The 12,226-nt window shown below is 54.4% G+C and carries 14 protein-coding genes and 3 pseudogenes; 9 read left to right on the forward strand and 8 right to left on the reverse strand.

The annotated features are described in order from the left end of the window. The 6 genes and pseudogenes from A9D60_RS26315 to A9D60_RS27140 all read left to right on the forward strand — a co-directional run. Positions 1 to 130, forward strand: a pseudogene (locus A9D60_RS26315) (IS5/IS1182 family transposase); the annotation flags it as partial. 198 nt (positions 131 to 328) lie between these two features. After that, complete coding sequence (locus A9D60_RS27420; RefSeq protein WP_368072359.1) at positions 329 to 547, forward strand: ACT domain-containing protein; 219 nt, start codon at positions 329 to 331, stop codon at positions 545 to 547. A 41-nt stretch (positions 548 to 588) separates the two neighbouring features. Beyond that, positions 589 to 1,071, forward strand: a complete 483-nt coding sequence (locus A9D60_RS22850) for a GFA family protein (protein WP_083194327.1) — start codon at positions 589 to 591, stop codon at positions 1,069 to 1,071. A gap of 306 nt (positions 1,072 to 1,377) precedes the next feature. Beyond that, complete coding sequence (locus tag A9D60_RS26320; RefSeq protein ID WP_141118025.1) at positions 1,378 to 1,782, forward strand: hypothetical protein; 405 nt, start codon at positions 1,378 to 1,380, stop codon at positions 1,780 to 1,782. 47 nt (positions 1,783 to 1,829) lie between these two features. Beyond that, the gene (locus A9D60_RS22855; RefSeq protein WP_217492087.1) at positions 1,830 to 2,819 is read left to right on the forward strand and encodes a hypothetical protein; all 990 of its coding nucleotides are present in this window, start codon (positions 1,830 to 1,832) and stop codon (positions 2,817 to 2,819) included. A gap of 226 nt (positions 2,820 to 3,045) precedes the next feature. Beyond that, a pseudogene (locus A9D60_RS27140) lies at positions 3,046 to 3,415 on the forward strand (IS5/IS1182 family transposase); the annotation flags it as partial. A 2-nt stretch (positions 3,416 to 3,417) separates the two neighbouring features. On the opposite strand, the gene A9D60_RS22860 reads toward A9D60_RS27140, so the two are convergent. From A9D60_RS22860 to A9D60_RS27425, 5 genes are all read right to left on the reverse strand, one after another. Continuing rightward, on the reverse strand, positions 3,418 to 4,260 hold the full coding sequence (locus tag A9D60_RS22860; RefSeq protein WP_065269723.1) for a DUF4365 domain-containing protein: 843 nt from the start codon (positions 4,258 to 4,260) through the stop codon (positions 3,418 to 3,420). 517 nt (positions 4,261 to 4,777) lie between these two features. Further along, positions 4,778 to 5,878, reverse strand: coding sequence for an AAA family ATPase (locus tag A9D60_RS22865; protein WP_065269724.1), 1,101 nt, complete (start codon positions 5,876 to 5,878; stop codon positions 4,778 to 4,780). A 77-nt stretch (positions 5,879 to 5,955) separates the two neighbouring features. After that, positions 5,956 to 6,306 carry an IS66 family insertion sequence element accessory protein TnpB gene (tnpB, locus tag A9D60_RS22870; RefSeq protein ID WP_065269725.1) on the reverse strand — a complete coding sequence of 117 codons (351 nt, stop codon included), beginning with the start codon at positions 6,304 to 6,306 and terminating at the stop codon, positions 5,956 to 5,958. After that, entirely contained in the window at positions 6,303 to 6,707 is a 405-nt protein-coding gene (locus tag A9D60_RS22875) for a transposase (RefSeq protein WP_065269726.1), read from the reverse strand. Before A9D60_RS22875 ends, tnpB begins: the two co-directional genes overlap by 4 nt. A gap of 443 nt (positions 6,708 to 7,150) precedes the next feature. Then, a complete protein-coding gene (locus A9D60_RS27425) occupies positions 7,151 to 7,462 on the reverse strand; it encodes a BCCT family transporter (RefSeq protein ID WP_368072358.1) in 312 nt (103 codons plus the stop codon). A 203-nt stretch (positions 7,463 to 7,665) separates the two neighbouring features. Here A9D60_RS27425 and A9D60_RS22885 point away from each other — a divergent pair, with 203 nt between their 5' ends. Beyond that, positions 7,666 to 8,421, forward strand: a complete 756-nt coding sequence (locus A9D60_RS22885; protein ID WP_175393021.1) for a universal stress protein — start codon at positions 7,666 to 7,668, stop codon at positions 8,419 to 8,421. 460 nt (positions 8,422 to 8,881) lie between these two features. Continuing rightward, positions 8,882 to 9,142: a hypothetical protein gene (locus tag A9D60_RS22890; protein WP_065269729.1), complete on the forward strand. Its 261-nt coding sequence runs from the start codon at positions 8,882 to 8,884 to the stop codon at positions 9,140 to 9,142. Between the two features lie 341 nt (positions 9,143 to 9,483). Here the strand turns inward: A9D60_RS22890 and A9D60_RS22895 are convergent, their stop codons facing one another. After that, complete coding sequence (locus A9D60_RS22895) at positions 9,484 to 10,518, reverse strand: sodium:calcium antiporter (protein WP_065269730.1); 1,035 nt, start codon at positions 10,516 to 10,518, stop codon at positions 9,484 to 9,486. 108 nt (positions 10,519 to 10,626) lie between these two features. Continuing rightward, the gene (locus A9D60_RS22900) at positions 10,627 to 11,148 is read right to left on the reverse strand and encodes an RNA polymerase sigma factor (protein ID WP_083194329.1); all 522 of its coding nucleotides are present in this window, start codon (positions 11,146 to 11,148) and stop codon (positions 10,627 to 10,629) included. Between the two features lie 218 nt (positions 11,149 to 11,366). Between A9D60_RS22900 and A9D60_RS22905 the strand changes: the two genes are divergently transcribed. After that, positions 11,367 to 11,738 carry a hypothetical protein gene (locus tag A9D60_RS22905; protein WP_065269731.1) on the forward strand — a complete coding sequence of 124 codons (372 nt, stop codon included), beginning with the start codon at positions 11,367 to 11,369 and terminating at the stop codon, positions 11,736 to 11,738. Positions 11,739 to 12,033: 295 nt separating this feature from the next. Here the strand turns inward: A9D60_RS22905 and A9D60_RS22910 are convergent. Further along, positions 12,034 to 12,226 (reverse strand): annotated as a pseudogene (locus A9D60_RS22910) (IS5/IS1182 family transposase); the annotation flags it as partial.

A 12,226-nucleotide genomic window follows, 5' to 3' on the forward strand; every position in this document is an offset into this window, starting at 1 on the left:
TGGCTGGGCCAAGACCGTTGGCGGCATGTCCCAGACCGTCTATCGCGGCGTCGAACGGGTGCGGTCGCGCTTCATCCTGACGCTCGCAGCCGGAAATCTCGCCCGGCTGCCCCGGTTGCTGGCGGAATGAGGCTGGAGGGGGGGACGCAGGCCTGCTTCCAGCCACCCAATCCGGAAGACCGATGAGAGAACTCATTCCACCACGGAGAACAGCGTCCCACTGGCCTGACTAATTCAGCGGCCTGTTAGTGGGCCAGGATTCAAGGCTGCTATCTATTCGGATGACGAGACAACCCTGGTTTGCCTCGAAGATCGTGTTCCTGCTGAAATCCAGACGGAAAAGGGTTGGGTTTGCTTGCGTACTGTGGGTCCCTTTCCATTTGATGCTGCTGGAATTGTCCAATCGCTGATTGCGCCGCTGTCCTCCAATGACATCGGCGTATTTGTCGTCTGCACTTATGACGGCGAGCATGTGCTGATCCCAGCCACAGAAACTGAAAAGGCAATTCGGTGTCTGAGAGCAGCAGGGCACATCATAAACAACTAGCATCTAACGTATATAACGAACTGAAAAGGTTGAGAAAAAGCATGCCGACTGGATTAACTGGAAGCTGCCTTTGCGGGAAGGTGACTTACGACACAGGTAGCGAACCGCTTTGGGTCACCATTTGCCACTGCAAGTTTTGCCAACGTGCGACTGGGTCTGATCGAATGATCCAGCCGGTTTTTGAGAAACAAGACTTTAGCTTCACCGCTGCCCCCCCTGCAGTCTTCACGCAACCCTCTGACGGAAGCGGCAAAAACATCAACGCGCACTTCTGCTCGGATTGCGGGACCAAATTGGCGCTGACCTTCGAAAGGTGGCCGGACAAGATTGGTATATACCTGGGAACGCTGGACAGTCCGGATGCGATCAAGGTCGGGCCGGACAATAGTAAGCACATATTCGTTTCCGAGGCTCAGCCAGGGACTCTGTTGCCTCCTAACGTGAAGATCTTCGATCATCATGCGGCAGAAATTGATGGAACGCCAATCGAGCCAACCATTCATTCGAAGCCAGTCGCCACTTAACAGCAGCAGCCATTGGCGCAACCGCAGCGAAAGCCCGTTTCGTCCCGCGCTGCCGACCTCCATGCGGATCACCGCGACGGTCCCGTTTGGGTCGAAAATGCTTGGCAGTTGGGTCAGGATAGCTTGGCACGGCGTGCCGCCACGACTCAGAAAAACGGTAGGTTCGTGTCGCCTTCGTTTGGCATTCGACACAAGCCCTTTTACGGTCAAGTACTTGTGCAGTATCAGAGCCACTGGTTGTATTGCGCCGCCTGGTGATTGAAAAAATGTGTTGCGCTTGGTGCTAATAGGCTGCAACACGATGGCATGAGCTTTGAAGACTTTGATTTTGCAGAAGAGCTGCCTGAAGCGTGCCCTAACGGAAACGCCACACAAGTGCAGAGAAATGGGTATTGGCGTTTCGTCATGGTCAACTATCCTGGAGGCCTTTCCGAAATCGACGGACAAGCCTTTTCCAGTCAGCACGGCAGAGGTAAACCTTGTCCACCGGGCAAGGACCCTTGCGACTGGGCATCTTGCTCCATGTTCGATGAAGAACGAGCAAAAAAGATGGCGAAGATTTCTCCGTTCAAGAATAAACCGGCAGTGTGCCTGGACATTGGCCCGAAGGCCGGTCCAAGCCGTTTGGATGGGGATGGGCATCTTCATCTTTGGCGCTTGGGCGCTTACGACATTACGCAAGACATCACTCAAACTGTTGATAAGCTATGAGCCAACAAACTAAAGCAGTTCGGAAAACAAGCGCATCGTTCGAAACGGTGCTTGTAGATGCTGGCTTTGCGGCATTGGCTTTACTGAAGCGCACAACTTCACGCGGAACTACGTATTATTTTGCATCGGCACTTGTAGATGATCAGGGGGAGGTGTCCTCCTATTTCGCAGTCTCTGCTTCCAAAGAAACAACTACGGACTATTTCTTTGGAAAGTCAGATCTGCACTACGTCTATGTCTATGCAAAGAACTCCGAGTACTATCAAATAAGCGGGCCTGACATATTCTCCGCCAGTATTGAGCTCACGCCCTTTGAGGGCACTGTGCCTGAAGATGTAATTCCTGACCGTGGTTTTTTTGCTGCTGACCATAATGTTGCCTATGACATTGTAGAGCTTCCTCCGTCAAAACATGAAATAGCAATTGACGGCCAGTGGAGGATGTCTGAGTTTAAGGAATTCTATTCTCGGTACTCAGATATTTACGTTTTCCATGAATGCATGAATGAGATAGAAGGTAGACAGATTTCGTCGATCCCGACGGCATACGTTTCAGCGTTCCGCGATAAACCGTTTCGAGGCGGATCAAGTTATCTTGGCTTCTTTTCATCGCTCAAGTCTGCATTACCTTACCGGTCAAAGCCGAGCCTAGCAGCTGTTCAGTGGGCCTCACCTGGAAAGATATCAATTCGAGGGTCCGACCCTTTATTTGAAAAGGTTGAGCAGCAAATTATTAAGTTTGATGCTAACTATTCAGACGCAAAACCTGCGTACAAAAAACTCCGCGAGTTTATGGTCGAAAACGGTTGGCTGGAGATTTCAGCCGAAGAGTACAGAAGACCATCTGCTGCCGAGGCAACTCAGCTTTCGGAATTGATAGTCGGTCTGGCTGAAAAGCTACATACTCCTGGGGGTAGAAGTTTTTCTCACATTTTGGCGGGAAACCAGATTGTAGAGGCGAAGATATTCATGGCGGTCTTTCGAAGGTTGGAGACGGTTGTGGGTTATGTGCGAGAGGGTCGCGTTTCAATCGGCTAATCGTGGAACGGAAAAGTCTTGGCCTTATCTGACCGCGTTAGGGTTACCCTGAAAATGAGAAACAAGAATTGCGCATGCTGCAGTGCAAGCATTGCACTGCAGTATTGGATCTTTCAGGTGAGGCGGCTAAGGAAAATTTGACCAGTTTTGCAAAGCCCGTTTCACCAGGCTTTCGCGCCCACTTTCTCTTCGCAAAGCTTCGTCCTGACGATGACTGAGCCCAAAAAACCAGGGATTCCCGCTTGACCTGTTCGTCACCGCCAGTCAAGTCAGCGGCTATACCGGAGCACGATCTTTGCCCAGTGGCCTCCCAATAGTAATCAACTGGCTGCTCGGGGGTCGCGGCTACGAGGCCGACTTGTTTACAGAGGCGTTAAAAAGACGGAGGGGTACGCGCCTTCACCCCTGACCGAAAGCTATGCAAGACCCCGGACAAATACGACAACCCTAGATACAAGCGGCGCAGCCGCATCGAAGTCATGTGCTGCAGTCTTAAGGACTGGATGCGCGTCGCGATCCGCCATGTCCACCGCCCCAAGGTAGTTCTCTCTGCCATCGCCCTCGCAGCAACGCCATTTATTGTCTATCAATCCTGAAACTAATACGGGAAGTGACCTAGGCTTTCATCTAAAAAGGCGTCTCCGACAGCATGTTCTGTAAACACCTGATATGCGGCCTGGATTTCGGTCAAAAACTTATCAAAACTCTTCATGTGATCAGTGTTGGCGTATTCCAGTTGATCTTGATCCGCACCATTGAAGGAGATGGCGTTAGATTTCATATCAGACAGATCTTTTTTCGCATGGCTGAATTTGGCATTCGTCAAGGGGTATTCTTTCCAAAAGCGGCTGCATTGCTCCAACTCTTCCAGTCGAGACTCAATAAATTCGATGGAACATTGATTTATGAAAGCTTTCTGGTGGTGCCAAATTTGATAAATTTCATCAAGCGTGAACTTAACTTTAATCGCCTCGTCTCGGCAGATGCTCTGTTTCAAGAACCCCTCAATCTTGCGTTGCCCATCTTTGAAATTGTTTTCTTCTGGAAATTTGATAGTGACAGTTTTTTGCTCGCGCCATCCTTTGTCATTCGCGTCAAGAATCAGACGTGCATAACGTTGGAGCCATACATAGCGAATCGAATTATCTTTCAGTGAGACATGAAACACAAAAAAAGGTTGCGGGAACAATAGTGCATATTCGATTGTTTTGGTCGGAAAGGATAGGTTGGCCGACTTTTTGAATGATTTTTTGGCTCCCTTGACTTGAATAAGGCCGGTTTCGCCGGTGGGCAGTTGATCTCGAAATATCTCAAATGCAAGATCGACGCCATAATCTCGCTCCTCAAGTCCTCGGATGAGCCAGTTCTCATCCAATTGACTTATCACTTTTCGTACCGCGCGGGTGTCGATGACGTGGTTTGTGTGCCTGATTGGAAACATGACTTTATTTCTTCACCCTTAAAGATTTTCAGGAGCGGATTGACCTTGGGTCGGTTTAAGTTTGCAAAACCGCTATGGCATCGCCGACTAGCTCATGGCAGATTCTGCCCCCTTCCGCTAGAAAATTTTGTAACTGTTTTCCTTTAACTGATTTCTAACAAGGCAGATGCAGGCGCTTCGCCAAGGTGTAACAGTCTGTGCGAAATCTTAGCCTTGATATACGATTATTCTCATTTTGTGCAGGAGCGTAATATTTTCAACAGCCTTCCTTTGCAAAGTTCCTAAAACAGAATGCCGGTATCGCCCGCGCTGCAACGTTTCGATGATGGTTTGACGATGCGCCTGCGGCAAACGTCAGCTTCCGTTTTGGAAATTCGCAGAGCGAAGCGCCGAGGGGACGTCTCAAGAGGCTGAGTTTGCAAAGGCGCTTCCTGCGTAATGCACCCCTTGAGCCAAACGAATGAGCCAAAGAAAGCTCCAACATCCAATTTCAGTGCAACGCTGAAGTTTCACGGTGTCAATGCCAGACAGGTTGACGTTCCAGGTCTTCAGCGCGCTGGAGCAGTCGGGATGCAATCCGCAGGTCGATGCGCATCCCATGTTGATAAGCGTGATCAACAGCTTCGGTAACAGTTTGGACCGCGATGGCCGAGAGATGCCGCTTAGCGCCTTCCCGCCGCACAAAATCATTTAACTCCGTGGGCGTGAGCTCGCGCAACCGGACAGGCGGGCATCTGCTGAGAAGCGGTTCAGGCAACAGGCGGTAATTGTTGGACGTCAGCACCCAGCCCACCCAGCTCATGTCGAATTTCACCTGGTAGTAAGGGCAATTCCAGCGTTTGGCAGTCATGGGTTCGAGCAACGGCAAGAGCGCCTCAGCCAGACCAAAAGTATGGCCCTTATTGGACGTAGCCTTCCCGGCCTTTTCCACTTCATCCACGACAAGGATCGGGTTTGCTACCCCCGCCTGCAGAATGGTTTCCAGCACGCGCCCCGGATACGCACTGCCCCAGCCCCGCTGCGACCCGACAACGCCGAACGACGCGTTCTCGCTGGTAGCTTCAACAACGGCCGTTGGGACTGTGAGCAGCTGCCCGAGACGCCGCGCCCAGTGGCTCTTACCGACACCGGGCGGCCCATCCAGCAGCATGGGCGGCAGCCGCAGGCCCGGCCACCCTTCGCGTACGGACCGGCGCATCGCTTGCCACACTGTTTCCGTCGCCGAAGCCATCCAGGGCATTTCCCCGTGCAGTTCAGCCGCCAGTTCATCAGCCTGGTGTTCAGTAGTAATCGCAACCAGCCTGACCCCATCACGCAGCACAGCAAGCCGATCCCGGTGCTCCCGGGTGAGATGCCCCATGCCGGAAGCCGCCTTCCGGCGCTCGATAAGAAGGTCTGCACGGCGTTTGATCCGCGCTCTTTCCTGTTCGCTGGGGCTGGTGGCGTGGCGGCGCCTTGCAGCCTTTTCACTGATGTCTGCGCGCTCTGCACCAGCGCTGGTATCTGGCTGCTCCCGGCTTCGCAGGTCGCGAAGGTGCTGCACGAACCGTTTCTCCAGAGTGTAGGTGGTGTCATCCGGGTTGAAAAACCGGGCTTCGATGAAGGGGATGCGGGGCATCAGGGTAAGACCTATGGCAAAGTTGGGTTGTTGGCCGAAACCGCTCCGGCCGCTCAACAAGGAACTGACTGTTGGGTTTACAGGAAGACTGGCTTGCGGCTGTTTGATGCTGCCACCTGGGTCCAATCGATCCCTTCGAACAGGGCGTCGAACTGGACTTTGCTCAAAGTGACAGGCCCGGCTTGCGGTTTCGGCCAGGTGAAGCGCTTGCCATTCAGCCGTTTCATGATCAGCACAAGGCCTGAACCATCCCAGACCAGAATCTTCAACCGGTCGGCGCGCCGGGAGCGGAACACGTAAATCGCCCCGGAATAAGGATCGAGCTCAAAGCTGTTAGCCACACAGGCGGCAAGCCCGTCCATACCCTTGCGGAAATCGACCGGCTCCGAGGCAAGATAAATCCGGAAGTTGCTGGCAGGAGAAATCATTGTGCTGCCCTCACGGCACGCAACACTTCCACCAGGTGGTCGGCAGGATAGCCAGGGGGTATCTCGATGGCTGCCGCTCCGATACAGATCCGGCATGAGGTGCTGTTTGCTGCCTCCGGACCATTTTCGTGAGGAGGCACGGCCGACCGCTGGGCCGCCGGAGCAACGACCTCAACAAAAGCTGGGCTCATCCCGGAAGCGCCGGCCTTCTTAACCCAGAGAGCAACCAGAGATTTGTTGGCGCCAATCTCCTCAGCCGTCTCGCGGATTCCGGCTCCAGCCAGGATCTTTTTAACGGCCTTAGCGCGGAGCGCGTCAGGCCATTTTCGCCGCCCGGATGAGGAAACGGGGATCGTGAACCCCCACACCTTCACCTCTTCCGGCATCATTCCATCCAGCATCACCACCTCCTTTCTTCAGGTGGCGCCAGTATCTCAAACCCCTTATTTTATTGAAACATGGGGTCTTTGCACCGCTTACCAGAAAACCATCGCTCCCATAGCGCGGGATTTTCGACAGCGCCGCGCATTGCCGTTTACAGTCTTTCAGGTTCGTGGAAATTGGCGAAGTTCAAACCGCCCCTTCGCTGCAGCCAGGTCGGACAAACGAGACGCCGGACTTTGCCGCCGTTGCCCTTCCGGGCTTTTGCTGACGCAGCATCCGTTCGCATGCGCGGCACGCTCACCGCTCCGTTGCAGCTGAACCGTCAGACCGGTCATTAAAAGCTACGACGTCAGGGTGAACAGGGATCAAGTTGCATGGACACAGATCACTGACGGCGGAAGAGAGGGAACTTTGCTGCTTCGCGTGTACTTCCCATCGGGACGCAGCCTGAAGCTAGCCATCAGGGAAGCTGACGTCGATCAGGCTCCGGGTCTGTTTGTTTAGCTCGCAGAAGGCGCATGACTGCGCCGATCGCAATTTCGCGGATGGTGCGGCCCTTTGAGATGTGGGCGAGGAACAGTCCAACGAAGGGGGCAACGGAGACGAACTGTTCAACACCGAGCCCCGGCATCAGCGCCGTGCCAAGGATGGTGGCGATGACGGCAATGATGTCGACCGCATTGCCCAGAGAGCCGGAAAGCCTTTCCCCGAACAATGGTGCCAGCACGACCAGATGGTCAGCGGCAAGCCGCGGCGGTGATGACCATTTCACCTTCTCATTGGGTCAACGATGGAACAAATTCCACTGGGAAGCGTTGATGTAAGATCAAAGACTGCCTGCAGAGCGCTTTCTCAAAGCAGTCTGGAGCAGAGGACTGTAAAGTGCGGGATGCCTATGCGCCAAGGTATTTCCGACGCATGCCGCATCTGCAGAACCCGCTTGTCTGCACGCAGTCCGTTATGACGGAGGAGCAAATGAGCGTCGACCACAAGGAGAAGATCGTACATGCGACTAGGCACTATGACTCGCCGGAAGAAGTGCTTGGCGATGAGAGCCTGAGTGAGGAAGAGAAGAAGCGAGTTCTGAAATCGATGTCGCTCGACGCCAAACTCGAGTCGGTTGCAACGGCGGAGGGGATGGCCGAGGACACGGGCACGCATTCTCTGAAGGAGATCAAAAGTGCATTGCTGGCCATTGATGAAGAACTGGCCGATGACGCGACCACAAAAGTCGGTAACGCGAACCAGTTTCCCTACCGCCGCATTCTGGTTGCTCTTGAGACCGGTGACACGCTGGTGGATGAAATCTTGTCCACTGCTGTTGAATTTTCCCATGAAGCAAACAGCAGCATCCGCTTCCTGACTGTTGTCTCGCATGTGCCTGAGGAAGTAAGTGATATCGCCCTCCTTCCAGCCGTCGATCCGAATATCCCATTGGACCACCGAGAGAAAATCGCGAAAGCCGAAGTGGCGAAGGCGAAATCAGCGGGGCGGCATCTTCTGGATAGCTTTGAGCCCCTGGGCGAGAGCAAACATGTTGTGCGCAGGGGGGTTCTGGAAGACGAAATCATCAAATACGCGACACAATGGCCAGCGGATCTATTGGTCATGGGGGCACACAACCGGTCATGGTTCAAAAAAATACTTTCCAATCCGTCATCGACCCGTGTGCTAGATGGCGTCGGTTGTGCGGTGCTGATCGTGCCGGAAGCGTCATCGCGTAACCAGTAAGAGCCCGCAGCACTTGGGCGCAAACCGAAGGGAGTCCCGCTTTCTGAGTAAGCGTTGCCCCACCTCACGCGGGATCAGCTTGACGGTGGGAAGTTTCAGGGGAGGGGTTCGTCGAGCCGTCTGGCAGGGTGACCTGCAGCGATGGCTTCGAGGGTGGCCTTGAGGTATCCACCACCGCCCAGGCCTTGGCTTCATCCGGCCAACGCCCGTGACCCGAAGCGTAGATCTCCACGCCCAACGATTTGAGAAATGAATTTGTAGCGCACATTGCGAAACGCACTCCCCACTGTGAAATGTGCAAGATCTTGCAGCAAGGAATACGCGCTACGATGTGGGGCGGGACAGCACTCTGATGACCTTCGTCAAGTGCAAATTTCTTCATCTGAGCCAATTTTGGGCGAACGGAACAAACCGGCCTCCGCATACGTTTATCAATTGAGCACAAGCGAAGGAGGCTACGATGCAACTTCAAAATTCCAGACTGGAGCAACTATTTTCAGAGCTCTGCTCAGCGCTCACGGAACGTCAGGGGGAACAGGTGAGGACACGGCAAACAGACAGTGCCGCAGGCCAAAAGCTAGACCAGATCGAAGCCGAGATTAAGAACTGGGCGGACGATGCCCAAAAAATTGCGGTCGGCGACGACGATGAAAAATCAGTTGCTGATTTGGTAGAGCGGGCCAGGCAAATCAATCAAAAGCTTTGTGAGGACTATGCATAGTTCGGCCAGAATTTTTGCCCTTCGATCCCGTTCCAGGATGCCCGCTGATTTCTGGACGCCGTCTTTTTCTGCCCGCAGGTGCGAAGAACAGCGTTTCCCAGGCGAAGCCAGTTTCCAAGCTGTACAAACACCGAAACATTGGCGGAGTGGCTGGAAGGGTTCATGTGAATGCTGAACGCGAAATTCGTTCTGCCGCGCACAATTACTCTCAATGCTGACAGGACTAGTCAGGAGTGCGGGTGTGACCAGCAGCAATGCGCTGCCGAACGCGCCCCCGGCCCATGCCGGAGTTTCCCGCGCTCTGGGTTATCGCACGGCACCGGCAAGGGTGGCCGATGCTGTCAGCGCATCAATACCTGCACAAACACAGCACCTAAATAAACAAACAGGATAAGCATGCTTTCAACGCCAATCCTGGCGGGGCCTTCCTTTTGCCGGACGATCAGGCCGATAACAAGTATACTATTCAATATAAGGCCAACGGCAAACCAGAACAGATCGGCGCGGGCTATCGCGTGGTAGAGCGACCCGTTACGGTAGCTGGCATCCGCAGCGCTCAGAAAGAGTACATCGAAACTGTTTCCGCCAATGATGCCGCCGACCGCGAGCTGCAGTGCCCCCCGGCGAACCGCTGCAAGCGTCGTGGTAAGTTCTGGCAAAGAGGTTGCAACTGCGGTCATGAGGGCACCCACGGCCGTTGCTGAAATCCCGAGACGCGTGGAGATCTGCACGCCGCATTTGGAAATGACCCAGCCGGCAAGCGCGAGAACAACTGCGAGAGCCGTGAAACGCAGCGCCAAGGGAAAAAGCGCGGCGACTGCAACTCTACCTTCATCAGGAGTTTCCGGCCGGGTTTGCGAGGTTGAAACCGGTTTCCACATTGGTGCGTCCCGCACATGCGCGCCGATCCGAACGCCGAACAGATAGACGGCTGGAAGGATGACCGTGACTGGATGGAGGCCAAAAATACTAATGGCCGGACCAGCGTAGGCGGCGAGTGGCAGACCTAGCAAAAGCGTCAAAAGCCCGACCTGGAAGAGGTTCGCCGGATCGGCGGAAGCGTGTTCGAGATTGGCCCGGCGATAAAAAAGATCGGCTATGGCCAGAAAGGCGGTTTGGGCAGCGATTCCGCCCACCGCGTTGGAAAATGCCAGCGATGCCTGGCCATCCGCGGCTGCCGTGATGGAAACGACGCTACCCGACAGAGAAGTTGCAATCCCCAAAAGCACCGCACCTGCAATTGCTTCTCCCATACCGGTCTGATCCGCGAGCCGGTCGGCTTTCTCGGTCAGGCTGACACCAGCAATGGCGACGACCACTGTTGCCGCAAAAAACATCGCGAACAGAACCAGTATTGAAAAGTCATCCAGCAACATCTCAGCGTTCGAAAAAAATCTGGGTATGAAGTTTGCAGGTCTTCTTCTCTTCAGGGATGGAGAGTATTTTCTTTTTTTTGCAACTGCTTCAAGAATTTGAGCTACTGCTCAGCCGGTCAGAGCGGAGCGTGCGCGCGACAATCGGCTCCGGACTGTCCCTTCGGCGATCCCCAACCGGTATGCTATGTCCCTTTGGCTTAGCCGCGAAAAGGCGTTCAGGAACAATACCTCCCGTTCGCAAGACCGCAACCTTTTGAGTGACCGGCGCAAATCGACCAGAGCCATCCAGTCATCCTGAGGAGTGCGCCGCCTCGTATCCGTCTGACATTCCTTGAGGGCCACATGGGGTCCTTGGCGGGTGCATTGCCGACGCCAGTCTAGGTACAGGTTGCGCAAGATCGTAAACAGCCAACGGCGCCGGTGGGTCCCGGGATGATATTGGTGCCGTTTGCGCATTGCACGTAACATGCAGTCCTGGACCAGATCGTCTGCCTGCCATGTGTCCTTGACCATAGACAGCGCGTAACGCTTAAGATGCGGCATTTCCTGCACCAGCGCGTCATTAAACTCTTCACGGCTTTCACGATCGGCATTGGAGAGTGCTTTCTCATATTTTTCAGTACAGGCCATGGCCTGACTTTATGCGCTATCCGGCAGTCTGTCTCGGATAGTTGCCACCTAACACATTGATTTGATGAAACTAACTTTCACCATCTTACTAAAACCACTCCAAATCGCACAATACAATAATGGCATTATTTGCCATGCCTCCAAGCTTGCATGTAGGGAGCAGAACAGGTCCAGCCAGCGTTTATGCACTGTCCCACACCACGCAAGGAGCTGGACAGATGCCCAATCGAACGGCGAAAAACCTCATCGACACCCCTTGCCACGTTCTGCGCGCTGACTGGTCTGCCGCAGCCATCATGCGGCAGCTTTACGCAGAAGACTATGGCGATGAAAGTCTGATCGTCCTTGTGGACAACGCAGATGTCGTCGGAAAGATTTCCGTCGGCAGGCTGAAAGCCTATATCGTGGAGTTCCCGGATCTGTCAGGCGAATTGGCCGGAAACCTTGCGGATACCTCCTATGCAATTTGCAGGACAACTGACTGCGAAGCCGAACTGAATGCGCTGGCAGCGGCTTGCGATCCGGACGTGATCCTCGTGAGCGATGCGGGCGGCCGGATCTGCGGCGCCATCCGGGAACTGCCGCGCTAACCGCCTCCAGTCACGCTGCTGGCAAGTTCGGGCGGCATCCGGCAGAAAATTTGCGAAAAAGTTCAAAGGCACAGCAGTCCGCCCGAAGCAGCGCTGTGTTGCGTATTCCGCCGGTGGTTCCGATCCGGTTGCCCGGCGCGGGAACGAACGGCTCCTCATAGCGTTGATAGCGAAAGCAAACCAGACGGGAGGAAAAAATGCTGCATTCCTACAGCGACCTGAAGACCTTTGCGATCCGAACGGCATTGTTGCAGAAAGGCGTCTTGAGGCGTGACTTCCCCTTTCCCCTTCAGGTTCAGGCCACGCGGACGATCTCGGCGGTGCCGAGGGCATTGAAGCGGTTGATGAGTGCGACGCGGATGTGGATTTCAGCGGTTTGGCTATCTGGGTCTCTCGCGGCGATGCGCTCGCCGAAGGCCTTGAGGCAGCGCATCCTGGCTTCTGCGCGGCTGCGGGTGTGGTATCCCGTCCATCGTTTCCAGAACGCC

Source organism: Leisingera sp. JC1, assembly GCF_001679925.1.
Classification (GTDB): Bacteria; Pseudomonadota; Alphaproteobacteria; order Rhodobacterales; family Rhodobacteraceae; genus Leisingera.

Coding starts and splice junctions, on each gene's coding strand:
- A9D60_RS22895 (WP_065269730.1), bottom strand. CDS start 10,518: ATGTTGCTGGATGACTTTTCAATACTGGTTCTGTTCGCGATGTTTTTT.
- A9D60_RS26320 (WP_141118025.1), top strand. CDS start 1,378: ATGAGCTTTGAAGACTTTGATTTTGCAGAAGAGCTGCCTGAAGCGTGC.
- A9D60_RS22875 (WP_065269726.1), bottom strand. CDS start 6,707: ATGCTGGATGGAATGATGCCGGAAGAGGTGAAGGTGTGGGGGTTCACG.
- A9D60_RS22885 (WP_175393021.1), top strand. CDS start 7,666: ATGAGCGTCGACCACAAGGAGAAGATCGTACATGCGACTAGGCACTAT.
- A9D60_RS22905 (WP_065269731.1), top strand. CDS start 11,367: ATGCCCAATCGAACGGCGAAAAACCTCATCGACACCCCTTGCCACGTT.
- A9D60_RS22890 (WP_065269729.1), top strand. CDS start 8,882: ATGCAACTTCAAAATTCCAGACTGGAGCAACTATTTTCAGAGCTCTGC.
- A9D60_RS22850 (WP_083194327.1), top strand. CDS start 589: ATGCCGACTGGATTAACTGGAAGCTGCCTTTGCGGGAAGGTGACTTAC.
- tnpB (WP_065269725.1), bottom strand. CDS start 6,306: ATGATTTCTCCTGCCAGCAACTTCCGGATTTATCTTGCCTCGGAGCCG.
- A9D60_RS22865 (WP_065269724.1), bottom strand. CDS start 5,878: ATGCCCCGCATCCCCTTCATCGAAGCCCGGTTTTTCAACCCGGATGAC.
- A9D60_RS22900 (WP_083194329.1), bottom strand. CDS start 11,148: ATGGCCTGTACTGAAAAATATGAGAAAGCACTCTCCAATGCCGATCGT.
- A9D60_RS22860 (WP_065269723.1), bottom strand. CDS start 4,260: ATGTTTCCAATCAGGCACACAAACCACGTCATCGACACCCGCGCGGTA.